The organism is Streptomyces sp. NBC_01384 (assembly GCF_045040035.1).
GTDB lineage: Bacteria > Actinomycetota > Actinomycetes > Streptomycetales > Streptomycetaceae > Streptomyces.
On the sequence record NZ_CP109559.1, the window covers coordinates 4651551 to 4677776 of the forward strand.

The following is a 26226-nucleotide window of genomic DNA, read 5'->3' on the forward strand; positions in this document are numbered from 1 at the left end:
GTCTTTGAGGGAGGATTCGGGCACCCCACGCGGACGAGTGGAAGGCGGGCCGGGACGTGGAGACTGCGGCGGCCGCGTGGCATCACCGGCAGCGACCACCGCGCCCTCGTCGTCGACATCACCCTCCACATCGCCCTCCACCAGCGCACATGAGCCCGGGAGTGCGAGTATGACGCGGTCATAATGGGGGCATGTCCCGCCAGTTGCCCAGCGTTCTCGCCCCTCCCGACTGGCTGGTCAGGAACCTTCGGCCGCAGCACGCCCCCGTCCCCTGGGCCGCCGCCGCCCGCGCCGCGATCGCCATGGCCCTGCCGCTCGCGATCGGCCTCGCGGCGGGCAGGCCCGCATACGGCGCCCTCGCCTCCATGGGCGCCCTGTCGGGCGTCATCGGCGACACCGCGGACGCGTACCGCATGCGCATCTTCAACATCGCCGTCCCCCAGCTCTTCGGCGCGGTCGGCGTCACCATCGGCTCGCTCGCCTACGGCCACGGCTGGGTCGCCGTCGGCGCCGTCACCGGCGTCGCGCTGATCTCCGGGATGATCTCGACGATCGGCGCCGTGGCCTCCGTATCCGGACTGCTGCTGCTCCTCAACTGCTCCATCGGCGCCGGACTGCCCCTGCCCGGCGCCTGGTGGCTCGCACCCCTGCTGATGTCCGGCGGCGGCCTCCTCGTGCTGGCCCTCGCCCTGCTCGCCTGGCCGCTGCGCTCGGGCGTCCCGGAGCGGGCCGCCGTCGCCCACACCTACCGGACCGTCGCCGACCTGCTCGCCGCGAGCGGCACCGAGAGGTACGTCGACGTCCGCTACGCCGTCACCCAGTCCCTCAACCAGTCCTACGACCTCGCCCTCGCCCGGCGCGCCTTCCAGCACGGCCGCAGCCCCGAGCTCGCCCGGCTGCTCGCCGAGCTCAACGCCATCACGCCCGTCATCGAAGCCGCCCCGGCCGCGCACCAGTTCGGCGAACCCCTGTCACCCGAGGTCCCCACCGCCGTACGCCACCTCGCCGACGCCATCGAGACCGGCTACACCGGCCCGATAGGGCTCAGTCTCCCGGTCCCGACCAACGAGACCGCGCGCGCCGTCAACCACGCCCTGCGCCACGCCGCCGACGTGGTCAGCGACCGGTCCGCCGGCCAAGCGGCCCTCCACAACGTCGACGACCGCCTCGGCAGGCCCGCCGCCCTCCGCGTCCGCGCCGCGCGCGGTGCCCGCAACGTCGTCCTGTCCGCCGCCTCCTGGCGCTACGGACTGCGCCTCGCCATCTGCATCGGCCTCGCCCAGGCCCTGGTCTCGCTCGTCCCGGTGCCGCGCTCGTACTGGGTCGCCCTCACCATCACCTTCGTCATGAAGCCCGACTTCGGGTCGGTCTTCTCCCGGGCGCTGCTGCGCGCGCTCGGCACGGTGGCCGGGCTCGTCGTCGCGGCCGTCGTCCTCGCCGCGGTGCCGCTCGGCTGGTGGGACGTAGCGGTCCTGTTCGTCCTCGCCCCGCTCATCCCCGTCCTCAGCCCGCGCGGCTACGGCTACCAGACCGCCGCCGTCACCCCGGTGATCCTCCTCCTCTCCGACGTCCTCAACCACCTGGGCACGGCCCTGCTCGTACCGCGCCTGGTGGACTCCCTCATGGGCTGCGCGATCGCCCTCGTCGCCGGTTATCTGCTGTGGCCGGAGAGCTGGCACACCCGGGTCGGCGACCGCCTCGCGGACGCGGTCGCGGACACCGCCCGCTATGTGGAGTACGCCTTCCGGGCGGACGCCGACCCCGCCGCCCGCGCCCGCATGCGGCGCCGCCTCTACCGCGATCTTTCCGCCATCCGTACGGAGTTCCAGCGCGCGCTGAGCGAACCGCCGCCGAACGGCCGGCGCGCCGCCGCCTGGCTGCCGCTCGTCGTCGCCGTCGAACGGATCGTGGACGCGACCACCGCGGCCGGGGTACGGATCCGGCACGGGGCCCAGCGACCTTCCCCGGCGGAGGTCACCCATGTCGCCCTCCAGCTACGGGAGTTGTCGGAGGGCTTGCGCGAGACGGACGTCCTCGTCGCGGTCCGTACGGATCTCACCGGGCCGGCGGGCAGTGTGCTCGAGCCGCTCCGGCAGGAGGTCGCGGCGGCCCGCGCCATCGCGTCGCCGCACTGAGACCACTGCGGAGGATGGGTTCACCCCAACGGATGACGACGTTCTGGCCCTATCCGTCGGGGACGGTGACGGCGTCGGCGGTGTTGGACGCGACGGGGCTGAAGCGGAGACCGCGCCCGGCCTTGTCGGTCGTATGGGCCGCGTGGGCCGTGGCGCTCGCGTCGGCGGCCCCGGCAGCCTCGGCCGCCTGGGCCTGCGGGGCACCGGCGATGACGTCACCGACGTACGGGTTGTCGCTGGTGTTGGGCACCTCGTGGAAGCAGGCGTCACCACAGCGGAACCTACAGGCCAAGGGGGACCGCCCGCCGGAATGCGAGCCGGGCGTTCCGATCAACGGCAGCAGCCGCACTTTACTCTCCCCATACGAACCCATGGTGTGAGCGTGACGCTAGGGGGACATGGGTACAAGGACGCTTCACCCGAATGAACGGAGAGCGAACCCACTCAATACGCAGGGGACTTGATAACGCTCTTGACACCGCTACCTGTCGGTACCCGACCCTGCCCAAGATCGCCGACGGCGGCCGCTAACCTTACGTGTCCGTCCTGGCCAGGGATTGACGGGCTACAACTCATGCGAAGGGTTGCGCACATGGGCATTATCACTCTCCTGCGGAACGCGTTCGGCCGCTCACGCAAGGGGCGTGACGCCGACGCGGAGACCTCGCCGACGGAGGCTTCGGCCCCCACGGTCCCGGCCCCGGCGACCGAGCGGGTTCCTCCGGAGGTGCAGCCGAAGATCCCCGCACCTTCGTCCGAGCCGGAGCCGGCCCCGAAGCCGGAGCCCAAGTCGTCCGTCGTGGACGAGCTGGTGTCGGCGGCATTCGACAACGTAACGGTGCCGAAGCCGGCGGAGCCGGTGGATGAAGAGAAGGAAGAGCGGAAGGAAGAGGAGAAGGAGACGACTCCGGCCCCCGAGCCGACGACCGAGACCGAGCCGGCGGCTGAGGCTGAACCGGCGGCTGAACCCGAGGTAGCGGCCAAGGCTGAGCCTGAGGTTGTGGCCGAGTCCGAGGTTGTGGCTGAGGTTGTGGCCGAGCCCGAGGCTGTGGCTGAGGTTGAGCCTGAGGTTGTGGCCGAGCCCGAGATTCCGGCCGCGGTCGAGGCTGTGGTGGAGGCGCCCGCGCCCGCACCGGAGCCCGAGCCCGAGGTCGAAGCCGAGCCCGAGCCGGTCGCCGAGGCTGAGCCGGTGGCTGAACCTGAGCCGGTGGCTGAGGCCGAGGTTGCGGTTGCGGTTGAGACCGAGGTTGCGGTTGAGACGGAAATTGCGGCCGAGGCTGTGGTGGAGGCGCCCGCGCCGGAGCCTGTGGTCGAAGCCGAGCCCGTCGTCGAGTCCGAGCCGGTCGCCGAGGTCCCGGAGATCTCCGAGCCGGAGCCCGAGGTCACTGAGCCGGAGCCGGAGCCCGAGGTCACTGAGCCGGAGCCGGAGTCGGAGCCGAAGGCCGAGGAGCCTGTCGCCGCCGAGCCCGAGCCCACGCCGGAACCCGCCGCCGAGGAGACCCCGGAGCCGGTTGCCGAAGAGGCCCCCGCCCCCGTGGCCGAAGAGACCTCCGCGCCCACCGTCGAGGAAACCCCTGAGCCGGTCGCCGCAGAGGTCGCCCCCGTGGAAACGGTCGCCGCCGAGCCCGAGCCCACGCCGGAACCCGCCCCCGAAGAGGCTCCCGAGCCCGCCGTCGAGGAAACCCCCGAGCCGGTCGCCGCGGACGCCGCAGACGCCCAGCCCGCCGTACCCCTCACCCACGTCAAGTCCCACGCCCCCGACCTCGCCACCGCATACGACGAAGCCGGTACCGCGCTCAAGAACCGGGACCTCACCGGCACCCGTGCCAAGGTCTACCTCGTTCTCGACCGCTCCGCGTCCATGCGCCCGTACTACAAGGACGGCTCCGCCCAGGCCCTCGGCGAGCAGGCCCTCGCCCTCGCCGCCCACCTGGACCCGGAGTCGACCGTCCACGTCGTCTTCTTCTCCACGGAACTGGACGGCACCGGCGAGCTCACCCTCCCCGAGCACGAGAACAAGATCGACGACCTCCACGCCGCCCTCGGCCGCATGGGCCGTACGAGCTACCACATCGCCGTACAGGAAGTGATCACGCAGCACGAGAAGTCGGACGACCCCACGGCCCCGGCCCTGGTGATCTTCCAGACGGACGGCGCCCCGGACGCCAAGACCCCCGCCACCCAGTCCCTCACGGACGCGGCGGCGAACCACCCCACCGTCTTCTTCTCCTTCGTCGCGTTCGGCGAGCACGACAACAAGGCCTTCGACTACCTCCGCAAACTGAAGACCGACAACACGGCCTTCTTCCACGCGGGCCCCACCCCCCGCGAGCTGACCGACGCGGAGGTCTACGAGGGCGTACTGGCGAACTGGCGCCCATAACCCCCAGCGACCGACCGACACCCACCACCCGGCCGCCCGTTTCCCACCCCTTGAAAAGGGGAAGCGGGCGGCCCACCCATGTCGGCTACGATTTCAAGGTTCGTAAGACGACCGGCGACACGACCTGAACCGACGATCGTCACCCCACGTAGCGACTTGGGAGCAGCCCGCGATGGCTCGACACCTCATCACCAGCGCCCTTCCGTACATCAACGGGATCAAGCACCTGGGCAACATGGTGGGGTCCATGCTCCCGGCGGACGTGTACTCCCGCTACCTCCGCCAGCGCGGCCACGACGTCCTCTACATCTGCGCGACGGACGAGCACGGCACCCCGGCCGAGCTGGCGGCGAAGGAGCGGGGCATCCCCGTCGACGAGTTCTGTGCGCAGGCGCACGACGCGCAGAAGGCCGTGTACGACGGTTTCGAGCTGGCCTTCGACTACTTCGGCCGCAGCTCCAGCCCGGAGAACCGAGAGATCACCCAGCACTTCGCGCGCCGCCTGAACGAGAACGGCTTCATCGAAGAGCGTGCCATCCGCCAGGTCTACTCCCCTACCGACGGCCGCTTCCTCCCGGACCGCTATGTCGAGGGCACCTGCCCGCACTGCGGCTACGACAAGGCACGCGGCGACCAGTGCGAGAACTGCACCCGCGTCCTGGACCCGACCGACCTGATCAACCCGCGTTCGGCGATCTCCGGCTCGACGGACCTGGAGGTCCGGGAGACGAAGCACCTCTTCCTCCTTCAGTCGAAGCTGCAGAGCGAGGTCTCGGAGTGGGTGGCGGGCCACGAGCACGAGTGGCCGCAGCTCGCCTCCTCCATCGCCCGCAAGTGGCTGACCGAGGGCCTGCACGACCGGGCGATCACCCGTGACCTGGACTGGGGCGTGCCGGTCCCGGCCGACACCTGGCCGGAGCTGGCGGCGGAGGGCAAGGTCTTCTACGTCTGGTTCGACGCCCCGATCGAGTACATCGGCGCGACGAAGGAGTGGGCAGCCGCCGCGCGAGACACAGACCCGGAGAACCGGGACTGGAAGTCGTGGTGGTACGAAGCGGATGACACCGTCCGCTACACGGAGTTCATGGCGAAGGACAACGTGCCCTTCCACACCGTCATGTTCCCGGCCACCGAGCTGGGCGTGCGCGAGCCGTGGAAGAAGGTCGACTACGTCAAGGCCTTCAACTGGCTGACGTACTACGGCGGAAAATTCTCCACGTCCCAGAAGCGCGGCGTCTTCACCGACCACGCGCTGGACATCCTGCCCGCTGACTACTGGCGCTACTTCCTGATCGCCAACGCCCCCGAGTCGGACGACTCGTCCTTCACCTGGGAGCACTTCACCGCCACGGTGAACAAGGACCTGGCCGACACCCTCGGCAACTTCGTCAACCGTGTCCTGTCCTTCTCCAAGAAGCGCTTCGGCGAGGAGGTCCCGGCGGGCGCCGAAGCGGGCGAGGCGGAGGCGAGGCTCGGCGAGGAGATCGCGAGTCTCCTGGCCGAGTACGAGACCCAGATGGAGGCCCTCCAGTTCCGCAAGGCCGCGGCGGCGCTGCGCGCCCTGTGGTCGGCCGGCAACTCCTACCTGGAGGAGAAGGCCCCCTGGCTGGAGATCAAGACCAACCCCGACGGCGCGGCCCTGACCCTGCGCACGGCGATGAACCTGATCCACCTCTACTCGGTGGTCTCGGAGCCCCTCATCCCCGCGTCCTCCCGCGCGATGCGTTCGGCGTTCGCGCTGACGGACGACACGGCGGTGTGGGTCACGGCGGACGACGCGAAGGCGCTGTCCTCCGTCCCGGCGGGCACCCCCTTCACGGTCCCCCCGGTCCTCTTCGCCAAGATCACGGACGAGGACCTGGAGTCGTACAAGGAGCGCTTCGGCGGCGCACCGGAGTAGTGACGGCGGAGAGGGTGCCCCCCCCGCCGCGGGATGCTGTTGGCAATCCGCGGCGGGGGGGTGCCCCTATCTGTTTCGTCAACCCCGGTGTGGTCGGCTTGTAGGGGTTGATCCTGGTTTTCGGGAACGTCCCGCGAAGCGGGATGTTCCCGGCGGATCGGGTGGCTGATGGGCAGCCCTGTGGCCGGCAGGGCCGGAGTGGCCGTGCCGGTGCGCGGGCGTGATGGGGCCTGGAGGGCAGGGGTGGTGGAGTCGTCAGGCGGCGAGGTCGACGCCGCCCGGGGTGCGTGCTTCGTAGAGGGCCCCGGTGCGGATCATCGCGTGGATGACGTTCACGCGCTGGCGGGCCAGGCGGAGGATCGCCTGGGTGTGGGTCTTGCCGCGTGCGCGTTGCCGGTCGTAGTAGATCCGGGAGGACGGGTCGGACTTGCAGCCGATCGCGGCGAACGCGGCCTGGAACAGGGCGCGTTTGAGGAGCCGGTTGCCGCGGTGGGGTGCGTGCTCGCCGCGGATGGAGGTGCCCGAGGACTTCGTGGCGGGCGCGAGTCCGGCGTAGGAGGCGAGGTGTCCGGCGGTGGGGAAGGACATGCCGTCACCGATCGCGACGATCACGGCCGCTGTGGTCCTGACGCCCAGGCCGGGCAGGGAGGTCAGGAGGTGGAAAAGAGGGAGGGCCTCCAGCAGGGCGGCGATCTCCTGCTCGGCCTGGCGACGCTGGGCGTGGGCGGCGGCGAGCTGGGCGGCGAGTCCCGGCACGATCAGCGCGCTGGCCTCGGTGCCCGGAACGACAAGGGTCTGCTCGGCGAGCGCGTCGAAGATCTCTGCGGTCAGGTGGCGGGCCTTGCGCGAACCGTGCACCTTGAGCAGGGCCTCGCAGCGGGCACGGCCCAGCTTCTTCAGCCTGGCCGGGGAGCCGTGGCCCTGAAGGAGGGCCTGGACATAGGGGTAGGCCAGGCGCGGGCCGAGCACACGCTCGAGAGAGGGGTGGATCTGGGAGAGCAGGCCGCGCAGCCGGTTGGTGGCGCGGTTGACCTCGCCGGCCAGGTCGTTGTCGTAGCCGGTGAGCATGGTCAGCTCGGCCAGCACCTCGTCGTCGCGGTCCACCGCGCGCAGGGTGTGCGGCATGGTGCGGGCGGTCTCGGCAATCACGAACGCGTCGCGGGCGTCGGTCTTGGCCTCGCCCGGATGCAGATCGGCGGCCCGCCGCATCGACAGCCCGGGCAGGTAGGCCACCCGGCAGCCGGCCGCGCGGGCCACCGTCAGCGGCAGCGCACCGATGTTGGCGACCTGGTCCACGATCACCAGAACGGTGCCGAACTTCGCCACCAGCCTGGTGAACAGCTCCAGCAGCTTCGGCTCGGTGTTGGGCAGCCGCTTGTCGTGCACGGTTCTGCCGTCCTCGGTCCGGCCGTGGGCGTGGTGGAACTCCTTGCCCAGGTCCAGGCCGAGGAAGAGATCTGTCGCGGTCGTATCGACCATATGCGCGTGCCCCTCGCCCCTCGTCTCCTGAAACTCCCGGCCGTCCCTGCGGCACCACACGCCGGCAACCACGTTACGCAGACATGCCGCCCGTGAAGCGGCCCGGCATTGCGCCGGACCAAGCGGTCGTCAGGCCCCTCATCAGCGGTCAAGCGGTGCCCCGAAGCCCGGCGGCAACACCCCCCAGGTCATCCGTACGACAGGGGGCACACAGCCATACCGGGCCCGGGGGCCAGGCGCCCCATTGCGGGGCCACGGAAAAGGTAACGGGACACCCTCTCCGGCAACCGTGAGCACTAAAGCGCTTTAGTGCTCACGGTTGCCGACACACAGGTGGGGGAGCAGGCACGGCCGACCGGATGCGCCGACAGCATCCGCGGGGGTGCCGGCCCTCACTCTTCTCCCGTCCTCCGTCTCAGCCCTCGGCCGGAAACCGACCCCGCTGGTGGCATGCTCTTGACCACCCGTATGGTTTCGCCATGGCAGTCCCTCCGGTCATCCCGATCGCCTACGAGCCGAAGTCCCGCACCGAAAGCATCGGTCGCTACGCGGACGGCCAGTTTCTGGCGTCGATCACCTACGCCTTCCCCGAGGGGTACCGTCCCGACGACGGCTGGGAACAGCACAAACGTCTCTACACGGTGCTGCACACCTTCGACGCCGAGGGCCGCTACCGCGACTCGGAGATCTGGTGCGCGGGCGCCTGGGCCGAACAGCAACTGGCGCCCGACGGACCGGACTCGGTCCTCTCCCGCGCCCGCGCCCACCTGGCGAAACTCCTGCGGAGCCTGCCCCGGCGCAGTTACACGGACATCGCGATCCGTCCCTTCCAGCGCACTGTCGACGGCGTGCTCTTCGGCCTGGTGATCAGGCAGGACGAGGAGGAGGCCTGGGCCGAGCTCTACCCGGACCGCCTCGCGTTCGCCGAGCCGTGGAACGGCCGGTACGACACCTGAGCCAGGATCGGGCGCCCGGGGCTTTCCAGTCCCGGGCGCCCTTTCCGTGTCCCGACCTACTTGGTCAGGACCGCACCGGTCGTGGTGGCCAGCTCGGTGGGCAGGTTCTTCGCGGAGCTCTGGATTCCGGCGTTGAGGGTCGGCGTCCAGTTGACGGTCGTCTTCAGCTTCTTCGAGTTCGCGGCGTTGTACGCGGCGACGAGGTCGGTCGAGGTGCCGTTGACGAGGTTGCCGCTGCCGGCGATCGAGCCGGTGCCGTCGCCGCTGAGCAGCTTGGAGATCTTCTGGTCGGCGGAGACCTTCCAGTAGTTGTCCTCGGCGACGACCTGGGCCTTGGCGCGGGAGTTGATGCTGTAGAGGACCGTGTACCCGTTGACGGTCGTCGTGTCGAAGTAGTTGTTGTAGATATGCACCTGCCCGATACGGGTGAGCGGCGCACGCTGAACGATCCCCTTCCACACGTTGTGGTGGATGGAGACGCGCAGCTTGCCGACGCTGTCGGTGTCGCTGCTGCCGATCAGCATGGTCTTGTCATGGTTGGTGAACTGGTTCCGCTCGACGGTCACCAGGTCCGAGCCCTTGGTGATGTCGAGGTCACCGTCGTGGATCTGGTACTCGCGCCCGTAGTACTTCTTGTTGACACTGTCGAACGACGGCGCGTCGGTGAAGGTGTTGTGGTCGGCCCACACGTGGGTGGCCCCACGCAGGGTGACGGCGTCGTACTGGGAGTTCCAGTTGCCCGAGTCACCGTCGGTCGGGTCCCACTGCGGGAAGCAGTCCTCGGTGGCGGAGAAGCTGAGGTTGCGGATGATGACGTTGTCGACGCTCTGCACCTGCAGGCTGCCGCCGGTGATCCCGGCCTTGGTGCCCGGGACGCCCACGACGGTGGTGTTGGCGGGCACCTTGAAGACGATGTTCTTGGCCTGCTTCTGCTGCGCGGCGGCGCGGGCCTTCTCCTGCGTGCCCGAGGGCAGCTTGGAGCGGCCGTAGGTGGCCGGGTCGTAGGCCTTGAGATAGGCGGACAGCGAGTAACCGGTCCCGGCGGAGTAGTCGGCGCAGGTCAGCTTCTTGCCGGAGTCGTCGGTGTTGGCATCGATCGTGCCCTTGATCTGAATGATCTTCGGCGTGGTGCTGGAACTGCTGCCCAGCGCCTTCACGAGCTGGGCGCGGGTGCTGACGGTGTAGACGTGCGAGGAGTCGGCCTGCGAGCCGCCGGTCGTCCCGGATCCGGACGCCGCCCAGCCGTCCTTGGCGGGCAGCACCTGGTGCGCGAGGTCGACCGTACCCGCGTTCGCGTTCATCACGAACGCGACAGCACCGAGGCCCACTGCCGTCACGGCGGCGGCGGAGACGATGACGGTGCGACGCTTACGGAGGGACCTGCGGTGCGAGGGGGATGCCACGGATGAGTCCTTACGTGGTGGTGGAGCACGTGTTGTGGTGCGCGAAGCTCCGGTGAACGGGGCTTCTGACTCATGTGTGGTCGCCGGGTTCGAAAAGGTTGCCGATCTTTTTTCAACTCGTCGGACGGAGGGCGCCGTCACCCGTTCGAGTCACGCGGGGGCAGCTCACCGATGGGACAGACGGGCACCTCGCCCTCCTTGGGGCAGACCCACACCGCCACACCCTCGACGAGGGTCGCACTCAGCGGATGCGAGTCAGGATGCGCGGGACATTCGGGCCACACCGCCGACTCCCCCTCCGCCCACAACGCTTCCACGGCCCAGTCCTGCACCCCGTCCGCGACCTCGGCGATCCCCACCCCGTACACACCCTGACCTGAGCCGTCGGGGGCGTAGAGCATGAGCCCCGGGTAGTCGTCCTCGGGCTCACGGACATCGGGCCGCACAGAACACTGAGCCCGAAGGTCCCGCAGCACGGTCTCCAGAGCGCGCTCGAACCCGTCGTCGGCCGTCACGACGTACGGTCCGCGCGGATACGGGTGAGCAGCGCGGCGAGGCTGTCAGGGGAGACGGGGAGTATTCGGTCGGGGTCGTCGCTCTCGCGGAGGAGCAACGATTCGTTGGTACGGGCGAGTTCGACGCATTCGTTTCCCGCCGCGCCTCCGGAGAAGGACGACTTCTGCCACTGGAACCCGCCGTCTGTCACCATTGACGATCCACGTGGATCCGCCGCAGCAGCGCGGCCAGGCCGACGGGGGAGACGGGGAGTATTCGGCCGGGGTCGTCGCTCTCGCGGAGGAGCAACATGTTCTCGCAATGGGCGAGTTCCACGCAGTTACTGCCGTCGCTGCCGCTGGAAAAGGTCGACTTCTGCCACTGGATCACGTGCTACAGCTCCTTCGCCAGACGGTGCATGTAGTCCCGGGAACGGGAGGGGTCGAGGGACACCGCCTCCACCTTACGAAAGAGTGTTCGCATGGACAGGAGTTGCACGGCCGCGTCCATGAATGCCGAACCCTGCGGGGTGTCGCGCTGAGCGGTGTCCAGCGCGGGAACCCTGCCGCCCGCGTAGAGAAGCTCCGCACTGGCTCCCGCGAAGCCGTCCACGTCGAACGGGATCACTCGTACCGTGACACCAGGTGCCTCCGACTGCTCCAGGACCACATCAAGTTGGGCTCGCGCCACGCGGCGGTCGGCGACGCGCGTGCGCAGCACGGGCTCGTGCAGCACGACCGTGTACGGAGTCGTCCCGAGGACCGCCTTGCGACGCATTCGGTGCTCCGCCCTCGGCGCAAGCTCACTGTCCGGTAGCTCCGGTCGCCAGTACGCGATGACGGCGCGTGCATAGTCCTCGGTCTGGAGCAGCCCTGGTACGTGCGCAGTCGAGATCTCTTCGATGAACTTGGCGTGGTGTTCCAACTCGGCCAGGTCCAAGAAGACGGGCGGTAGCGCGTTCCGGTACTCCTCCCACCACCCCCGCGTACGGTCCGTCGCCATTTCCACCAGGGCGTCGATCAACTCCTGGTCCGTGCAGGTGTAGTGAGCCGCGAGCCTCCGCACCCGCTCCTCACTGACCCCGGCGATCCCCGCCTCCATCTGGCTCATCTGGGCCGAGGTCGACCCCAGGAACTCAGCCACCTGCCGGGCCGTCAGGCCCGCGGCATCCCGCAGCCGCCGCAGCTCGGTGCCGAGGCGGACCTGACGGGCGGTCGGCTGACTCCTCGGCGGCATACGCACCTCTCCTCTCAACACCCCTCGTACGGGGCCAGATTACGTGAGCGGCTTGCAATGGCAGAAATTCATGCCCTACCGTCAGTGACGCGACGCACACTCTGCGAAACCCCGGGGTACCGGAAGCGCACCGCCCCGTCATGCCACGACGGCCGCGACATGCCACCGCCCGACGACCGCAGTGAACCCAGACTCCTCTCCCCCACCAACGGAGTTCAACCATGCCTGAGCCCCTCGCGGACCCCACCCCCTGGGAGTACACCCTCTACATCCCCAACGACCCACGAGCCGTCACGATCTGCCGCCGTACCCTCCGCCTGATCCTCGCCGCCCACGGCCTCCCCCACTTCACGGAAGCCGCCGAACTACTGGCAACGGAGCTGGTCACCAACGCCGTACAGCACACGAAGGGCCCCGCCGCCCTACGCCTCCGCGCGGAGAACGGCACGCTGCGTATCGGCGTCTGGGACGCGGACCCCACGCCACCCCGCCCGACCCGACACCCCACCCCGGACGCCGAAACCGGCCGCGGCCTCGCACTCGTCCACAGCTGTGCGGACACCTGGGGATGGGTTCACCAACGGGACGTCAGAAACATCGTCGGCACCGGCAAGTACATCTGGTGCGAACTGACCGCGGCGGCGTGAACGTTCCTTCCGTCCCCGGAAGAGTGATCCCATCCCTTCGACCGAACGCCCGGCTCGTGATCCCCCTAAGTTCCCAATCCAGCGCGCCGGCCGGGCGCAGGCACGACACGGAACAGAATCGGGGCGAACAGCAGGTGGTACTGAAAGTCGGAGGCATCGTGGGCAGCTACTTCCCCGGCCGTGGGACTCTCATCGAGGAGACATTCCTCCGCGGCGTCACCGCCGGTCGGATCGAAGAGCGGGCTTCACTGGTCCTGCGCCTGCTGGAGAAGCGGCGCATCCCCACCCCGGCCTCCATCCGAGAACGCATCAGCTCCTGCCACGACCCCGTCACCCTGCTCCACTGGGTGGACGAGGCCCTCACCGTCTCCAACGCCGAGGACCTGTTCGACCGGTTCCCCGAAGGGCTCGGATCAGGAGACTAGGTAGAATCAATCTACGTAGAATGAATCTACCTAGCAGGAGATCGCATGCGCACCCCCTTCGTCGGCCGCAAGGCCGAGCTGGCTCTCCTTCGCAAGCGTCTCGACCGCGTCACGGCCGCCGGTGCCGGGGTCGCCATGGCCATAAGGGGACGCAGACAGGTCGGGAAGTCGAGGCTTGTCCAGGAGTTCTGCGACCTGGCCCGGCGGCCGTACGTCTTCTTCAGTGCGACCAAGGGCGCATCCTCGTTGGAAGCGATCGCCGACTTCACGGCGGAGCTGCGGGAGTCCTCGCTGCCCGCCGACCCCGAACTGGTGCCGACGGAAGCCCCCACCAGCTGGCCCGACGCCTTCCGGGCGCTGGCCGCCGTGCTGCCCGACTCGCCGAGCATCGTCGTTCTCGACGAACTGCCCTGGCTCGCCGAGCAGGACCCCGTGTTCGACGGAGCGCTGCAGACCGCATGGGACCGACTCCTGGCCACCCGGCCGGTGCTCCTCCTGCTGCTCGGCAGCGACCTGCACATGATGGAGCGGCTCACGGCATACGACCGACCCTTCTACGGTCGGGCCGACAGCCTGGTCCTCGGCCCGCTCAACCCGGCCGAGACGGGGGACGCGCTGGGGCTGAACGCGGCGGACGCCATCGACGCGCACCTCGTTTCCGGCGGCCTGCCCGGTGTGCTGCGCGCCTGGCCGCACGCCACTCCCGCCCTCGACTTCATCAAGGCCGAGTGCGCCGACCCGGCCTCACCGCTCTTCGGTGTCCCCGAAGCGGCGCTCATGGCCGAGTTCCCGGCCCCCGACCAGGCGCGCCGGGTCCTGGAGGCGGTGGGCAGCGGAGACCGTACGTACGCCAACATCGCCGCGACAGCCGGAAGCCAGAGCGGAGCCCTGCCGTCCGGAATACTGTCCCCCCTGCTGCGACGCCTCACCGACGAGAAGCGGATGCTCGCCTCCGACTCGCCCCTGTCCACCGCCCCCGGCAAGCCCGCCCTCTACCGTGTGGCCGACAGCAACCTGCGTCTCTATCTGGCCGCGACGCGGTCCGCGCAAGAACTGTCCCGGCGCGGGCGCCCCGAAGCCGCGTACCGAATTGTGGAGCGGCGCTGGACGACATGGCGGGGACGAGCCGTCGAGCCCCTGATCCGTGAAGCGCTGGAACTGGCCGCGGCGGCCTGCGAAGGCTTCCCCCGGCCCGATACCGAAGTCGTCGGCGGCTGGTGGAACCGGCAGTTCTCACCAGAGATCGACTTGATCGGCGCGGATCGCGCGCCCATAGCCGGGAGCGTGTACTTCGCCGGCTCCGTGAAGTGGCTGGCCTCACCCTTCGACCGGCACGACCTGGCAACGCTTGCGCAGGGCGCCGCGCAGGTCCCGGGGTTCACGCCCGGCGTCGCCGGTCTGGTCGTGGTGTCCCTGTCCGGTACGACGGCACTCGAAGGTGAGATCGAGCTGCTGTGGGGTCCAGGGGATGTCGTCTCGGCCTGGCGGCCCTGAGGCGTATCTCTGCGAGCCCCGGCACCCCTGCCCGGAAACGTCACTGGTGTAGGGCCCGGAACCAGTGGAGTTCCGGGCCCTGGTCGAGCGAGCTGGTGTGTCAGCTCGCCGAGGGCGACGCCGACTCGCTCGGCTGGGTGTCCGTGCTGTCGTGCGTCTCGTCCGGGAGCACGCCCATCGTCAGGTGGGCGCGGACTCCCTTCGCGATGTTCCTCTTGTCGTACTTGAGGTACAGGAGGCCGCCCGTGTGGCCGTTCTGGGGGTAGATCGTGTCCTCGGTGAGCGTGGTGCGCGTGGAGGTGTTGGTGGAGTACGGGGAGACCTCCGCCGACGCCAGCACCGACTTCTCGTCGAAGAAGAACTGGCCCGTGTGGCAGGTGTGCCCGCCCTCGTAGCCCGCGTCGGTCCAGGTGCCGTCGACGTGCACCTTCGTGTGGATGTGGACGGCGCGGCCCCGGTACCAGCCAGGGAAGATCGTCTTGAAGGTGACATGGCCGTGCCGGTCCGTGCGCCAGGTGCCGCGCAGGAAGCGGTCGTCGTCGGTCGGCTTCTGGTGGCCCCCGCCGCCACCGCCCGGGCCGCCGGTCGGGGGCGCGCCGGTCGGGGTACCGGAGGGCGGCGGGCCCGTCGGGGCCGGGCCGCCACCGCCGTTGCCGTTCGACTCGTAGCCCGAGTAGACGCCCGTCGCGCTGCAGTGCCAGATGTCCACGGCCGCGTTCCTGAGCGGCTTGCAGGTGTCCGCGTCGATCACCTTTAGTTCGAGGGTGAGCGGGATGCCCTCCTGGTCCTCGGTGACGTCCCGGCGGATCTTGTCGGCGTCGATGTAGTACGGGCCCTCGACCAGCTCCGAGGTGAGCGTGTAGCACGTTTCCGCCGAAGCGGACGCCTCCGGAGCGGTCTCCTCCGCCGAGGCGTTCACCGACAGCGCGCCGCCGACCCCCATCGCGGTCACCGCCACGCCACTCGCCATCAGGACCGTACGGCGGGGCAACTTCCCTCTGTTTTCGGGTGCTTGAGAATCCGTCATGCCCCGGGACGGTAGAGGTAAGAAGCCTGGGGGGAATATTGGAATGCGCTGTGAAACGTAGTGCGCAAGCGAAAGGGCTCGAAACCGGCGCCGGTTTCGAGCCCTTCGACCTGACTGAGGCCTGCCTGGGGCGTGCCTGAGGCCTGCCTGAGGCCAACTTCCTACTTCGGCTGCGGCTTGCGCACCGAGAGGTGCAGCTCCCGCAGACGGGTCTCGTCCAGCTCCGTCGGCGCGCCCATCATCAGGTCCTGCGCGTTGCCGTTGAGCGGGAACGCGATCGTCTCGCGGATGTTCGGCTCGTCCGCGAGGAGCATGACGATGCGGTCGACGCCCGGGGCGATACCGCCGTGCGGCGGGGCGCCGAAGCGGAAGGCGCGCAGCATGCCGGCGAACTGCTCCTCGACGGTCTCACGGTCGTAGCCCGCGATCTCGAAGGCCTTGAGCATGATGTCGGGCTCGTGGTTCCGGATCGCGCCGGAGGACAGCTCGACGCCGTTGCAGACGATGTCGTACTGCCAGCCCAGGATGTCCAGCGGGTCCTGGGTCTCCAGGGCCTCCAGACCGCCCTGGGGCATCGAGAACGGGTTGTGCGAGAAGTCGATCTTCCCGGTGTCCTCGTCCTTCTCGTACATCGGGAAGTCGACGATCCAGCAGAACCGGAAGACGTTCTCCTCGAAGTTGCCCGAGCGCTTCGCGGCCTCGACCCGCACCGCGCCCATGACCTTCGAGACCTCGTCGAACTCGCCCGCTCCGAAGAACACCGCGTGGCCGGCGGCGAGCGACAGGCGCTTCGTCAGCTCCGCCACGTTCTCCTCGGTCAGGAACTTGGCGATCGGGCCCGTCAGCGAGCCGTCCTCACCGACGCGCACCCACGCCAGGCCCTTCGCACCCTGCTCGACCGCGTAGTCGCCGAGGCCGTCGAAGAACTTCCGCGTCTGGCCGGACACGTCCGGCACCGGCAGCGCACGTACGTGCTTGCCGGCGAAGGCCTTGAACTCCGAGCCCTCGAAGATGTCGGTGATGTCGACGAGCTCCAGCTGGGCGCGCAGGTCCGGCTTGTCGGAGCCGTACTTCAGCATCGCCTCGCGGAACGGGATGCGCGGGAAGGGGGAGGTGACGTGACGGCCACCGCCGAACTCCTCGAACAGCTCCGTCATCAGCTTCTCGATCGGCTGGAAGACGTCCTCCTGCTCGACGAAGGACATCTCCACGTCGAGCTGGTAGAACTCGCCCGGCGAGCGGTCCGCGCGGGCGTCCTCGTCGCGGAAGCAGGGCGCGATCTGGAAGTAGCGGTCGAAGCCGGAGATCATCAGCAGCTGCTTGAACTGCTGCGGGGCCTGCGGCAGGGCGTAGAACTTGCCCGGGTTCAGACGGGAGGGGACCACGAAGTCGCGGGCGCCCTCGGGGGAGGTGGCGCTGAGGATCGGCGTCGCCATCTCGTTGAAGCCCAGCGCCGTCATCTTGTGACGGATCGCGGAGATCACGGCCGTACGCAGCAGGATGTTGCGGTGCATGCGCTCGCGGCGCAGGTCGAGGAAGCGGTACTCCAGGCGCCGCTCCTCGTTGACGCCGTCCTCTGCGTTGATCGTGAACGGCAGCGGGGCGGCGGCGCCGAGCAGCTCGACCTCGCTGACCTCGACCTCGGTCTCGCCGGTCGGCAGGTCCGGGTTCACGTTCCCCGCGCCGCGCGAGACGACCTTGCCGTCGACGCGGACCGTCGACTCCTTGGAGACCTTGTCGAGGGCCTCGTAGGCGGGCGTGCCGGGGCGGGCGACGAGCTGCGTGATGCCGTAGTGATCGCGCAGGTCGATGAAGAGGATGCCGCCCAGGTCTCGGCGATTGTGCAGCCAGCCGCTCAGCCGGACGTCGCTGCCGACGTCAGAGGCGCGGAGCTCGCCGCAGGTGTGGGACCTGTACCGATGCATCGTCGTTCATCCAGTCTTCGCGGATCGGTGGGCATGTTTCACGTGAAACTGTACCGGGCGACCCAAGATCGCCTCCCCATCATTGACACCGTCCGTTTGCGGTGGCACCCGACGATCACCTCTTCATACAGTGGGTCAATGCGCACTGGTGAGCCCCTGCCCGCCGTGGGGGACGTCCTGGCCGCCCTTGCGACCGGCGTGTGGCGCTGGGACAACGCCCACGGGCAGGTGACACTCGACGCCGAGGCCGCCCGGCTCCTCGGGTTGCCCGCGGAACCGGCGACGGTCACCGAGGTGGCAGTGCGCTCCCGGTTCCACCCGGCCGACTGGAACGAGGTCGTCAGCGTCGTGCAGCTCGCCGTCGCCGAGGACACGCTCGCCGAGGTCCGGCTGCGGATCATGGACGAGCACGGGCGGGTGATCCGTACCGTGCGCAGCCGCTCCAGACCCACGTTCGACCCGACGACCAGGGCGTTCGAGCTGTTCGGCACCCTCCAGGAGGTCACCGAGCCCTCGCCTGCCACCGCCGCGCGCACCCCGCTCACCGGCGACTGGCGCCGCTCGCGCGAGGCGTTCCTGCTGGACGCGGGGCGGGCACTGGCTGAGGCGCGGTCCACGGCGGAGGTGCTGCGGGTCGCGGCGGGCCTGTCCATGCCGGGGTTCACACCGGACGGCCTGGCCGTCTTCGGCATGGACGGCGACCGGCTCACCGTCATCGGCCACCACGGGCACAAGCCGGGTGACGAGGGACCCTTCACTCATATGTCCCTGGCCTCGGACTATCCGGCCGCGGAGGTCGTCCGCACGGGCCGGGCCGTCTACCTCTCCTCCCCGGAGGACTACAAGGAGCGCTATCCGGTCTCCTGGCCGCTCGCCGAGCACTTCGGGCGGGAGTCCTGGGCCTTTCTGCCGCTGACCGTCGCCGGGCGCACGATGGGCGCGTGGATGGCGGCCTTCAAGTACCCCGTCGGCTTCACACCCGACGAGCGCTCGGTGCTGACGACGGTGGCCCGGATGCTCGCGCAGGCCCTCTCCCGGGCCGTGACCGCCGAAACGGAGCGGGAGCTCACCGACGGCCTGCAGCGCTCGATGATGCCCACGCTGGGCCCACGGATGCCGGGCATGGGTGTCGCGGCGCGCTATGTCCCCACCGGCGGCGGTCTCCAGGTCGGCGGCGACTGGTACGACGTGATCCCGCTGCCGACCGGCCGCTTCGCGCTGGTCATCGGCGATGTCCAGGGCCACGACGTGCGGGCCGCCGGGCTGATGGGCCAGCTCCGTATCGCCCTGCGCGCCTACGCCTCCGAGGGCCACCGCCCGGACGCGGTCCTCTCGCGGGCCTCACGGTTCCTGTGCGGGATCGCGGACGCGGTGACCTACGGCTCCAGCGGCGAGAGCGGCGGCACCACCGCGGACCCCCGCTTCGCGACCTGCCTGTACGTCGAGGTGGACCCGGCGACCGGCATGCTGGACTTCGCCCGTGCCGGGCACCCGGACCCCGCGATACGGATGGCGGACGGGACGGTGCTGATCCGGCCCACGGCGGGCGGGCTGCCGCTGGGCATCGACCCGGACGCCGACTACCCGACCACGCGGCTCGCTCTGGAGCCCGGCGAGACCATGCTGATCTGCACCGACGGGCTGATCGAGACCGGCGGCCACGACCTCGACACCGGGTGGCGCCGCATCCGTCACATCCTGGAGTCCCACGACGACGACCTGGAGGAGCTCGCCGACGCGCTGGTCCAGGGTGTGCACGGGCCCTCCTCGCACCACACCCCCGGGCCGCTGGCCGACCGGCGCGAGGACGACATAGCGGTCCTGCTGCTCAGCCGGGAGGGCGAGGGGCGCGGCGACACGATCGCGGCCTCGGTCTTCCCCACCGTGCGCCGCACCGCGCTGACCGTGGCGCAGGCCGAGCCCGAGCGGATCGCGGGAGCCCGCCAGCAGCTGCGCGAGATGCTGCACGACTGGGCCTCGGAGGACCAGCGCGACGCGGCGGTCCTGCTCGTCTCCGAGATGCTGACCAACGTCCTCGTCCACACCGACGCCGACGCGCTGCTGGTCGCCGAGGTGGACGGCGGTCCGGACGACCGCCGGATGCGGGTGCAGGTCACGGACGCCGGCGACGACCTTCCGCACCTCCGCCACCCCGGGGAACTGGCCTCCTCCGGGCGCGGGTTGATGCTCATGGAGTTCCTCGCGGACTCGTGGGGCGTGGACCCGCAGGGCGAGGGCAAGAGCATCTGGTTCGAGTTCTACGAGGCGTCCGAGGAAGCGTCCGAGGAGCCCGCCCCGTAGTGGGTGCGCAGCTCCGAGAGCACTCCGAACGCGGCGGCCGTGAGCGGTACGGCGAGCAGCATGCCCAGGATGCCCGCGACGGAGGCGCCCCCGGTGATCGCCAGCATCACGACCGCCGGATGCATCTGCACGGTCCGGCTCTGGATCATCGGCTGCAGCACATGCCCTTCGAGGACCTGCACGGCGACGACGACCCCGAGCGCCCACAGGGCGACCACGAACCCCCGGTCGGCGAGCGCGACCAGCACGGCCAGCGCGCCGGAGAGGAACGCGCCGAGATACGGGATGTACGCGGTCACGAAGACGAGCGCGCCGAGCCCGGCGGCGCCCGGGACGCGCAGGATCAGCAGCCCGACGGTGATGCACAGGGCGTCGATGAGGGCGATCAGCGTGGTGCCCCGCATGAAACCCTCGATGGCCTCGAAGGCGCGCCGGGCCATGGCCTCCATGGTGTCGGCGGTGCCGCGCGGCGCGAGCGAGCGCAGCAGCCCGGCGGTGCGGTGGGAGTCTCGGAGGAAGAAGAAGACGAGCAGCAGGGCCAGTACGGCCATGGCGAGGCTCTCGCCGACCACGCTCACGCCGCTGATGACGTTGGACGCGGCCGTGCCGCCGAACTTGGTCAGCAGGTCCTTGGAGTGGGAGGCGAGGTCGTCGAGAGAGGTGCCCGCCGCCCCGAAGTGCTGGGCGACGGACCGCGCGGCGTGCTTGAGCGAGGCGACGATCTGGTCCCCGGTGTCGATGAGCGCGGCGACCACGATGTAGACGGCGCCGCCGACGACCACGACCACCGCGACGCAGGTGAGGGCGGCGGCCAGCGACCGGTTGACCCCGACGGTCACCAGCCGCCGGTACATCGGCCGGAGCAGCGCGGTGCCGAGCAGGGCGAGCAGCACCGGCACGACCGCCGTACGCAGCTCCCCGGCCAGCCGGATCCCGACCCACGCCACACCGGCGACGAGCAGGATCACGGCGCACCAGGCGGCCAGCCGCCGGACGCCTTCGGGGAGTAACTGCACGCCTCCACCCGAACACGCGAGGGGCGGGCCGTCCTGTCAGGACGACCCGCCCGGGTGACGCGGTGTCAGGACTCCGGTGCCGGAACTCCGGTGTCAGGACCAGACCCTGCTTACAGCCCGCCCTCGGACATCCCGTGCACCGCGGGGACGGTGCCCAGGCGGCCCTTCTGGAAGTCCTCGAAGGCCTGCTGCAGCTCCTCGCGGGTGTTCATCACGAAGGGGCCGTAGTGGGCCATGGGCTCGCGGATCGGCTGTCCGCCGAGGAGGACGACCTCGAGGTCCGGCGTGTTCGAGTCCTGCTTCTCGTCCGCGCGGACGGTCAGCGACGACCCCGTGCCGAAGACGGCGGTCTGGCCGGTGTGGACCGGGCGGCGGTCCGTGCCGACGCTGCCGCGCCCGGCGAGGACGTACGCGAGACCGTTGAAGTCCTCGCGCCACGGCAGGGTGAGCTCGGCGCCGGGCGCCACGGTCGCGTGGACCATGGTGATCGGCGTGTGCGTGATGCCCGGGCCCTGGTGGCCGTCGAGCTCACCGGCGATGACGCGCAGCAGGGCGCCGCCGTCGGGGGTGCTCAGCAGCTGGACCGAGCCGCCGCGGATGTCCTGGTACCTCGGGGCCATCATCTTGTCCTTGGCCGGGAGGTTCACCCACAGCTGCAGGCCGTGGAAGAGGCCGCCGGACATGACGAGCGACTCCGGCGGGGCCTCGATGTGCAGGAGGCCGGCGCCCGCGGTCATCCACTGGGTGTCGCCGTTGGTGATGGTGCCGCCACCACCGTTGGAGTCCTGGTGGTCGAAGATGCCGTCGATGATGTACGTCACGGTCTCGAAGCCGCGGTGGGGGTGCCAGGGGGTGCCCTTCGGCTCGCCCGGCGCGTACTCCACCTCGCCCATCTGGTCCATCATGATGAACGGGTCGAGGTACTTGTAGTTGATCCCGGCGAACGCGCGGCGAACCGGGAAGCCCTCGCCCTCGAAGCCGCTGGGCGCGGTCGTCACAGCGAGCACGGGACGGGCCACGGCGTCGGCCGGCGCGACCACACGGGGAAGGGTCAGCGGGTTTTCGACGGTCACTGCAGGCATGTCGGTACCTCCTTATGCTTCGAGGTTAGTTGATTATTGAACTTTCTGCCACCCGTAACACGGGACGCCCGGAGGGCATTCCCTCCGGGCGTCCGTCGTCGCGTAGTCGTCGCGTATTCGTCGCGTATTCGTCGCGGTGGTCGTCGCGGTAGTCGTCGCGTACAGGCCGTCCCGCTCATCTTGGGGTGCCGCGGAACCCCCACAGTTCCGGGAAGAACCGCTCGTCGGCACGGGCCCTGAGATACGTGGCTCCCGCGCTGCCCGCCGTGCCGGGTGCGCCGCCGAGCTGCCGTTCGACGACGAGGACGTGCCGGGACCGCCATCGCGACCACGCCCGGTCATGGTCGAGCAACGACTCCATCAACTCGCCGAGCGCCTTGTGCGCGGGGTCGCGGGCGATCTCGGCGTAGGCCGCGAAGCGCTCGGCCCGCGTCCCGTGCGCGAAACCCGCCGCCGCCAGGAGGGCGAGGAACCCGTCCCACAGGCTGGGCTCGGCCAGCCGTCGCCGCACACGGGACCGTTCGTCGGGCGTCAGCCACCCCATGCGGCCGATCCGGGCCCGGTCCTTCGGGCCGCCCAGGAGAATCCCGATCTCGTGGTACTGCGCGGACTGGGCTCCGCTGGCCGTGCCGAGGCCGTCGCGGAACGCCAGGAAGTCCCGCGGCTCCATCGTGTCGAGGAGCCGTACCGCGTCGCACAGGGTCCCGACGATCAGCTCGCAGCGCCGCAGCCGCGTCCCGGGCACGGCGGTCTCACCGGCCAGCATCCGGTCCCGGGCGTCCGCGCACTCCACGAGCAGCAGCTTGAACCACAGCTCGTGCACCTGGTGCACGGCGATGAACAGGTGCTCGTCGTGTGCCGATCCGGTCAGCGGCACCTGTTGGTCGAGCAGGTACGGCAGCCGCAGATACGCGCCGTAGGTGAGGGGTGCGGTGGTCGGTATCACGCGGCGTCCTCCGCGTACATGAGGGTCAGGGTGGTCACGGTGATCAGGTTCACGCGGTGTCCTCCCGGCCGTCGCCGAGGCCGTGGGCGGCGAAGTGCTCACGGACGCCGGGCAGTTCGAAGGCGCCCACCGCGTCGCACAGCCGCAGCGTGGAGCGGGCGATCTCGTTGAGCCGCCGAGTCCCCGCGCCGCCTCCGTAGCAGTCGCCGACCACCCGCTCCGCGGTCCGCGCGTCCAGTCCAGCCAGCCGGAGGGAGGCGCGCACCGGGGCGAGGTCCCAGGTCAGGGCGGCATGGATCAGGGCGGGCAGGGCGTACGCCGCCCGGGTGCGGTCCGCGGTGTCGAGGTGCGCCCACAGCTCCCGGAAGAGCGCGGAGAAGAAACGGTGGTGGCGGCCCTCGTCACGGGCGTGGTCGCGCAGCAGGTCGCGCACCGTGCCGACCACGGTGGGGTCGCCCGGCACCTCGTTCAGTACGGCCGTGATCAGCGTCTCGAAGACGATCGCCTGGAGGAGCCGGGCGAGCGCGGGCGCGTCGGGCAGCAGACGCCGTGCGGTGCCCTGGAGCCGGCCGACGAAGCCGCCGTAGTCCCAGTCGGGGACCGGGATACCGGTCACGGCGGCGATCTGGTCGGCGAGGTCGAGGCTGTAGAGGGCGTGGTACCCCTCGTCGCAGTAGACCTTGAAGGCGTCCATGCGCAGGGCGGCGGACAGGTCGAGACCGGCGCGGTTGTTGGCGACGGGCTCGGCGGCCGTGTTGACGACCCGCGTCTCCAGATGGGTCGTCGACAGCAGGAACTGGTAGAGGTGCCGGACGGTCAGTTCCCGCACCCGCTCGGGCGCCAGTTGCCGTACGGCCTCGTGGTCGCCGTACGGCACGAGGGCGGCCGGGAAGAAGACCTTGCCGCGTTCGGCCTCCTCGTGGAACAGCCGGCGTACGCCGGTGCGCACGCCGGCCTGCTCGTACCAGCGGTCGAGCGGCCCCGGCGCGGTCCGCTCAGGGCTCGGCGACCGTGGACGTACGGCGTCGTCCGTCGTCATGGGTGGCTCCGTTCCGGTGCGAGGTATTCCGGGGCGGGGAGTCCGGGGGTGGGGAGTCCGGGGCCGGGGAGGTGAGCAGGTGGCCGAGGCGGGTGAGGGCCTCGCGGACGAGGGCCGCGTCGAGCGAGTGGCAGACGCGAAACCAGCCTGGTTCCGGGGAGTGGAAGGCCTCACCGGGCAGGATGCTGACGTGGGTGCGGTCGAGGACGGTCCGGTGCAGCGCCCGCTCACCGGCGAAACCCGGGTGCGGGAGCCGGCTGCTCAGATCGGCCCAGAGGGAACAGCCCGCCCCGGCCGGAACGTACGGCACGTCGAAGGTGTCCAGCAGCGCGGCGGCGAGCTCGTACGAGGCGCCGAGCCGGCGGCGGTTCTCGGCGAGGAAACCGTCCACCCAGCCGGGGTCGGCCAGCAGGTCGGTGAGAAAGGCCTGCGTGTGGGTGGAGACGGGCGCGAAGTACGCGAGCGCGCGGGCGGCGGCGCGCAGCTCCGGGTCCCGGGTGTGCAGCACGCCCACCTTGAAGCCGGGCAGGCCGAAGTCCTTGGCGAAACCCCACACCGTGTGGATCCGGGACGGTCGCGCGGCGACGGTCAGGAGGCTGGTGAACGGCTCCGGGCCGAAGACCGAGCCCGCGTAGATCTCGTCGGCGATGACGTCCACGTCGTGGTACGCCGCCACCTCGGACAGCTCTCGCAGGTCGGCCGGGGAAAGGACGTACCCGGTGGGGTTGGCCGGCGAGGCCAGGGCCACCGCCCGGACGGTGACGCCGTCGCGCCGGGCATCGGCGATCACCCGGTCCACGGCCTCGGCCGAGGGGCGGAACCCGTCGCTCGCGGCCGACGGCGCGGGCAGCAGCCAGGCTCCGGAGCGGCCGGCGAGGTCCGTGTCGAAGGCGCCGTAGTAGGGCGCGGGTACGACGATCGCGTCGCCCGGGTCGCACAGGGCGGTGGCGATCACGTCCAGCGCCGCGGTCGCTCCGCCGACCACGACCAGGTTCTCGGCGTCGACCGGGTACCGGCAGACGCGGGTGAGGAGCCGGGCGATGCGCTCGCGCAGCTCCGGTGTGCCGTGCAGCGGTGCGTACCGGGTGTCCCGCTCCGTGAATTCCCTGGGACCCGCAGGCCCCGCAGACCCCGCAGGCCCTGTGAGCCCGGTGAGCCCGGTGAGCCCTGTCAGGGACCGGTGCCGGGACACACGGGCCTCGTGCAGATCCTGGACGAGGCGGTTCTCCGCGGTGCCGAGGTTGAGATATCCGTCGGGGCGCAGCCGGGGATGGTAGGGCGACGCCTCGGCGCGGAAGTGGGCCTCCGCGATGGCCGGGGAACCCGCGACCAGCCGGGAGGCCTGCTGGGAGACCATCACTCACCTTCTCGGAGGGCGTGGGGGGTGGAGCGGGGCTCGTACTCATGCCGGTGGACGGCATGGGACCCGGGCCCCGTGAACAGCCCCGGACGCACCCCCAGCCCCATCGACGCGTCGATCACCGCCCCGTGCAGCACCCCGGCCTCCGTACCGGCCAGCCACCACACCAGGTCGGCCATCTCACCGGGCCTGATCATCCGCCCCCGGGGAAGCGCGGCCTCCAGTGCGGCGCGGCCGCCCGGGCCGAGGCCCGCGAGCGTGCTCGCCTCGAACATCGGGGTCTCGACGGCACCGGGGCAGATGGCCACCACGTCCACCGGATCGTGGACGAGCTCGGCGGCGAGGTGCCGGGTGAGATAGGCGAGTGCGGCCTTGCTCATCCCGTCCGCGATCCGGAAGCCGGGGAACTGGGCGACCCCGCCGCCGACGCTGGAGACGTTGATGACCTTGCCCCGGCCGCGGTCGAGCATGGCCGGCAGCAACTGCTGGATGAGCCAGAGCGGTCCGACCGTGTTGATCTGCAGAAAGGCCGCGTCGCGGGCGTGGTCGGGACCGGGTACATACCGGTCGACGGTCTTCGAGCCGACCGCCGCGTTGTTGACGAGCACGTCCACCGGGCCCGGCAGCTCCTCCATCAGCCGCACATGGTCGTCCCACTCCCCCTGGCGGAACTCGAAGGCCTTCGCCGGGTGGCGGCAGACGCCCGCCAGCTCCGACACGAGCCGGGCCGCGCGCTCGCGGCCCGAGTGATAGGTGAACCAGACATGGTCGCCCTCGCTCGCGAACCGCTCCACGCACGCTCGCCCGATCCCCGCCGAGCCACCGGTGATCAGAACATTCCGCCCCACCGCCATGCACGCCCCCGCTCCGGCCGGCCGATCGCCGCTCTTCGCTCGTCTGTCGCCGTTCGTCGGACTGACGAACGGCGACAGGAACGATTCCGCCGGAGTGGGCAGGCTGTCCGCCGGAGCTCAGCG

At 70.3% G+C, this 26226-nt stretch carries 22 protein-coding genes and 1 pseudogene; 8 read left to right on the plus strand and 15 right to left on the minus strand.

Annotated features, from left to right (window positions below; translation table 11 throughout):
- Nucleotides 1-191 precede the first annotated feature (191 nt).
- Nucleotides 192-2135, plus strand: a complete 1944-nt coding sequence (locus OG747_RS21275; RefSeq protein WP_405880915.1) for an FUSC family protein — start codon at nucleotides 192-194, stop codon at nucleotides 2133-2135.
- 52 nt (nucleotides 2136-2187) lie between these two features.
- Here the strand turns inward: OG747_RS21275 and OG747_RS21280 are convergent.
- Nucleotides 2188-2508: pseudogene (locus OG747_RS21280) on the minus strand (phosphatase); the annotation flags it as partial.
- 219 nt (nucleotides 2509-2727) lie between these two features.
- On the opposite strand from OG747_RS21280, the gene OG747_RS21285 reads away from it, so the two are divergent.
- On the plus strand, nucleotides 2728-4518 hold the full coding sequence (locus OG747_RS21285; RefSeq protein WP_405880916.1) for a VWA domain-containing protein: 1791 nt from the start codon (nucleotides 2728-2730) through the stop codon (nucleotides 4516-4518).
- 172 nt (nucleotides 4519-4690) lie between these two features.
- Complete coding sequence (gene metG / locus OG747_RS21290; RefSeq protein ID WP_405880917.1) at nucleotides 4691-6418, plus strand: methionine--tRNA ligase; 1728 nt, start codon at nucleotides 4691-4693, stop codon at nucleotides 6416-6418.
- 255 nt (nucleotides 6419-6673) lie between these two features.
- On the opposite strand, the gene OG747_RS21295 is transcribed toward metG, so the two are convergent.
- Nucleotides 6674-7897, minus strand: coding sequence for an IS110 family transposase (locus tag OG747_RS21295; protein WP_331744925.1), 1224 nt, complete (start codon nucleotides 7895-7897; stop codon nucleotides 6674-6676).
- A 479-nt stretch (nucleotides 7898-8376) separates the two neighbouring features.
- Between OG747_RS21295 and OG747_RS21300 the strand changes: the two genes are divergently transcribed.
- Entirely contained in the window at nucleotides 8377-8853 is a 477-nt protein-coding gene (locus OG747_RS21300) for a hypothetical protein (RefSeq protein ID WP_405880918.1), read from the plus strand.
- A 56-nt stretch (nucleotides 8854-8909) separates the two neighbouring features.
- On the opposite strand, the gene OG747_RS21305 is transcribed toward OG747_RS21300, so the two are convergent.
- From OG747_RS21305 to OG747_RS21325, 5 genes are all read right to left on the minus strand, one after another.
- A complete protein-coding gene (locus OG747_RS21305) occupies nucleotides 8910-10256 on the minus strand; it encodes a polysaccharide lyase family 1 protein (RefSeq protein WP_405880919.1) in 1347 nt (448 codons plus the stop codon).
- A 137-nt stretch (nucleotides 10257-10393) separates the two neighbouring features.
- Nucleotides 10394-10771, minus strand: a complete 378-nt coding sequence (locus tag OG747_RS21310; RefSeq protein WP_405880920.1) for a hypothetical protein — start codon at nucleotides 10769-10771, stop codon at nucleotides 10394-10396.
- Nucleotides 10768-10965, minus strand: coding sequence for a DUF397 domain-containing protein (locus OG747_RS21315; RefSeq protein WP_405880921.1), 198 nt, complete (start codon nucleotides 10963-10965; stop codon nucleotides 10768-10770). Before OG747_RS21315 ends, OG747_RS21310 begins: the two co-directional genes overlap by 4 nt.
- Nucleotides 10959-11141, minus strand: coding sequence for a DUF397 domain-containing protein (locus OG747_RS21320; protein WP_405880922.1), 183 nt, complete (start codon nucleotides 11139-11141; stop codon nucleotides 10959-10961). The genes OG747_RS21315 and OG747_RS21320 overlap by 7 nt, the downstream gene beginning before the upstream one ends.
- A 3-nt stretch (nucleotides 11142-11144) precedes the next feature.
- Entirely contained in the window at nucleotides 11145-11987 is an 843-nt protein-coding gene (locus OG747_RS21325; RefSeq protein WP_405880923.1) for a helix-turn-helix domain-containing protein, read from the minus strand.
- A gap of 221 nt (nucleotides 11988-12208) precedes the next feature.
- On the opposite strand from OG747_RS21325, the gene OG747_RS21330 reads away from it, so the two are divergent.
- From OG747_RS21330 to OG747_RS21340, 3 genes are all read left to right on the plus strand, one after another.
- Entirely contained in the window at nucleotides 12209-12634 is a 426-nt protein-coding gene (locus OG747_RS21330) for an ATP-binding protein (RefSeq protein WP_405880924.1), read from the plus strand.
- Between the two features lie 158 nt (nucleotides 12635-12792).
- On the plus strand, nucleotides 12793-13059 hold the full coding sequence (locus OG747_RS21335) for a hypothetical protein (protein ID WP_405880925.1): 267 nt from the start codon (nucleotides 12793-12795) through the stop codon (nucleotides 13057-13059).
- A 45-nt stretch (nucleotides 13060-13104) separates the two neighbouring features.
- A complete protein-coding gene (locus OG747_RS21340) occupies nucleotides 13105-14553 on the plus strand; it encodes an ATP-binding protein (RefSeq protein ID WP_405880926.1) in 1449 nt (482 codons plus the stop codon).
- Nucleotides 14554-14653: 100 nt separating this feature from the next.
- Here the strand turns inward: OG747_RS21340 and OG747_RS21345 are convergent, their stop codons facing one another.
- The gene (locus tag OG747_RS21345) at nucleotides 14654-15580 is read right to left on the minus strand and encodes an intradiol ring-cleavage dioxygenase (protein WP_405880927.1); all 927 of its coding nucleotides are present in this window, start codon (nucleotides 15578-15580) and stop codon (nucleotides 14654-14656) included.
- Between the two features lie 161 nt (nucleotides 15581-15741).
- Nucleotides 15742-17505, minus strand: a complete 1764-nt coding sequence (gene aspS / locus OG747_RS21350; RefSeq protein WP_405880928.1) for an aspartate--tRNA ligase — start codon at nucleotides 17503-17505, stop codon at nucleotides 15742-15744.
- 138 nt (nucleotides 17506-17643) lie between these two features.
- Here aspS and OG747_RS21355 point away from each other — a divergent pair, with 138 nt between their 5' ends.
- Nucleotides 17644-19806: a SpoIIE family protein phosphatase gene (locus OG747_RS21355; RefSeq protein ID WP_405880929.1), complete on the plus strand. Its 2163-nt coding sequence runs from the start codon at nucleotides 17644-17646 to the stop codon at nucleotides 19804-19806.
- Here OG747_RS21355 and OG747_RS21360 read toward each other — a convergent pair.
- The 6 genes from OG747_RS21360 to OG747_RS21385 form a co-directional block, all read right to left on the minus strand.
- Nucleotides 19764-20822, minus strand: coding sequence for an AI-2E family transporter (locus OG747_RS21360; protein ID WP_405880930.1), 1059 nt, complete (start codon nucleotides 20820-20822; stop codon nucleotides 19764-19766). The genes OG747_RS21355 and OG747_RS21360 overlap by 43 nt on opposite strands.
- 110 nt (nucleotides 20823-20932) lie before the next feature.
- Nucleotides 20933-21904 (minus strand): pirin family protein, encoded by a 972-nt coding sequence (locus OG747_RS21365; RefSeq protein WP_405880931.1) that lies wholly within the window; start codon nucleotides 21902-21904, stop codon nucleotides 20933-20935.
- 175 nt (nucleotides 21905-22079) lie between these two features.
- Nucleotides 22080-22850 (minus strand): tryptophan 2,3-dioxygenase family protein, encoded by a 771-nt coding sequence (locus tag OG747_RS21370; RefSeq protein ID WP_405880932.1) that lies wholly within the window; start codon nucleotides 22848-22850, stop codon nucleotides 22080-22082.
- Between the two features lie 49 nt (nucleotides 22851-22899).
- Nucleotides 22900-23889, minus strand: a complete 990-nt coding sequence (locus OG747_RS21375) for a diiron oxygenase (RefSeq protein ID WP_405880933.1) — start codon at nucleotides 23887-23889, stop codon at nucleotides 22900-22902.
- A complete protein-coding gene (locus tag OG747_RS21380; protein WP_405880934.1) occupies nucleotides 23846-25246 on the minus strand; it encodes an aminotransferase class I/II-fold pyridoxal phosphate-dependent enzyme in 1401 nt (466 codons plus the stop codon). Before OG747_RS21380 ends, OG747_RS21375 begins: the two co-directional genes overlap by 44 nt.
- The gene (locus OG747_RS21385; protein ID WP_405880935.1) at nucleotides 25246-26103 is read right to left on the minus strand and encodes an SDR family NAD(P)-dependent oxidoreductase; all 858 of its coding nucleotides are present in this window, start codon (nucleotides 26101-26103) and stop codon (nucleotides 25246-25248) included. Before OG747_RS21385 ends, OG747_RS21380 begins: the two co-directional genes overlap by 1 nt.
- Nucleotides 26104-26226: the final 123 nt, after the last annotated feature.

What these genes read in the sequence shown, in the direction of transcription:
- OG747_RS21275 (WP_405880915.1), top strand. Translation starts at nt 192, where the DNA reads ATGTCCCGCCAGTTGCCCAGCGTTCTCGCCCCTCCCGACTGGCTGGTC.
- OG747_RS21285 (WP_405880916.1), top strand. Translation starts at nt 2,728, where the DNA reads ATGGGCATTATCACTCTCCTGCGGAACGCGTTCGGCCGCTCACGCAAG.
- metG (WP_405880917.1), top strand. Translation starts at nt 4,691, where the DNA reads ATGGCTCGACACCTCATCACCAGCGCCCTTCCGTACATCAACGGGATC.
- OG747_RS21295 (WP_331744925.1), bottom strand. Translation starts at nt 7,897, where the DNA reads ATGGTCGATACGACCGCGACAGATCTCTTCCTCGGCCTGGACCTGGGC.
- OG747_RS21300 (WP_405880918.1), top strand. Translation starts at nt 8,377, where the DNA reads ATGGCAGTCCCTCCGGTCATCCCGATCGCCTACGAGCCGAAGTCCCGC.
- OG747_RS21315 (WP_405880921.1), bottom strand. Translation starts at nt 10,965, where the DNA reads ATGGTGACAGACGGCGGGTTCCAGTGGCAGAAGTCGTCCTTCTCCGGA.
- OG747_RS21325 (WP_405880923.1), bottom strand. Translation starts at nt 11,987, where the DNA reads ATGCCGCCGAGGAGTCAGCCGACCGCCCGTCAGGTCCGCCTCGGCACC.
- OG747_RS21330 (WP_405880924.1), top strand. Translation starts at nt 12,209, where the DNA reads ATGCCTGAGCCCCTCGCGGACCCCACCCCCTGGGAGTACACCCTCTAC.
- OG747_RS21340 (WP_405880926.1), top strand. Translation starts at nt 13,105, where the DNA reads ATGCGCACCCCCTTCGTCGGCCGCAAGGCCGAGCTGGCTCTCCTTCGC.
- OG747_RS21345 (WP_405880927.1), bottom strand. Translation starts at nt 15,580, where the DNA reads ATGACGGATTCTCAAGCACCCGAAAACAGAGGGAAGTTGCCCCGCCGT.
- aspS (WP_405880928.1), bottom strand. Translation starts at nt 17,505, where the DNA reads ATGCATCGGTACAGGTCCCACACCTGCGGCGAGCTCCGCGCCTCTGAC.
- OG747_RS21355 (WP_405880929.1), top strand. Translation starts at nt 17,644, where the DNA reads ATGCGCACTGGTGAGCCCCTGCCCGCCGTGGGGGACGTCCTGGCCGCC.
- OG747_RS21365 (WP_405880931.1), bottom strand. Translation starts at nt 21,904, where the DNA reads ATGCCTGCAGTGACCGTCGAAAACCCGCTGACCCTTCCCCGTGTGGTC.
- OG747_RS21375 (WP_405880933.1), bottom strand. Translation starts at nt 23,889, where the DNA reads ATGACGACGGACGACGCCGTACGTCCACGGTCGCCGAGCCCTGAGCGG.
- OG747_RS21380 (WP_405880934.1), bottom strand. Translation starts at nt 25,246, where the DNA reads ATGGTCTCCCAGCAGGCCTCCCGGCTGGTCGCGGGTTCCCCGGCCATC.
- OG747_RS21385 (WP_405880935.1), bottom strand. Translation starts at nt 26,103, where the DNA reads ATGGCGGTGGGGCGGAATGTTCTGATCACCGGTGGCTCGGCGGGGATC.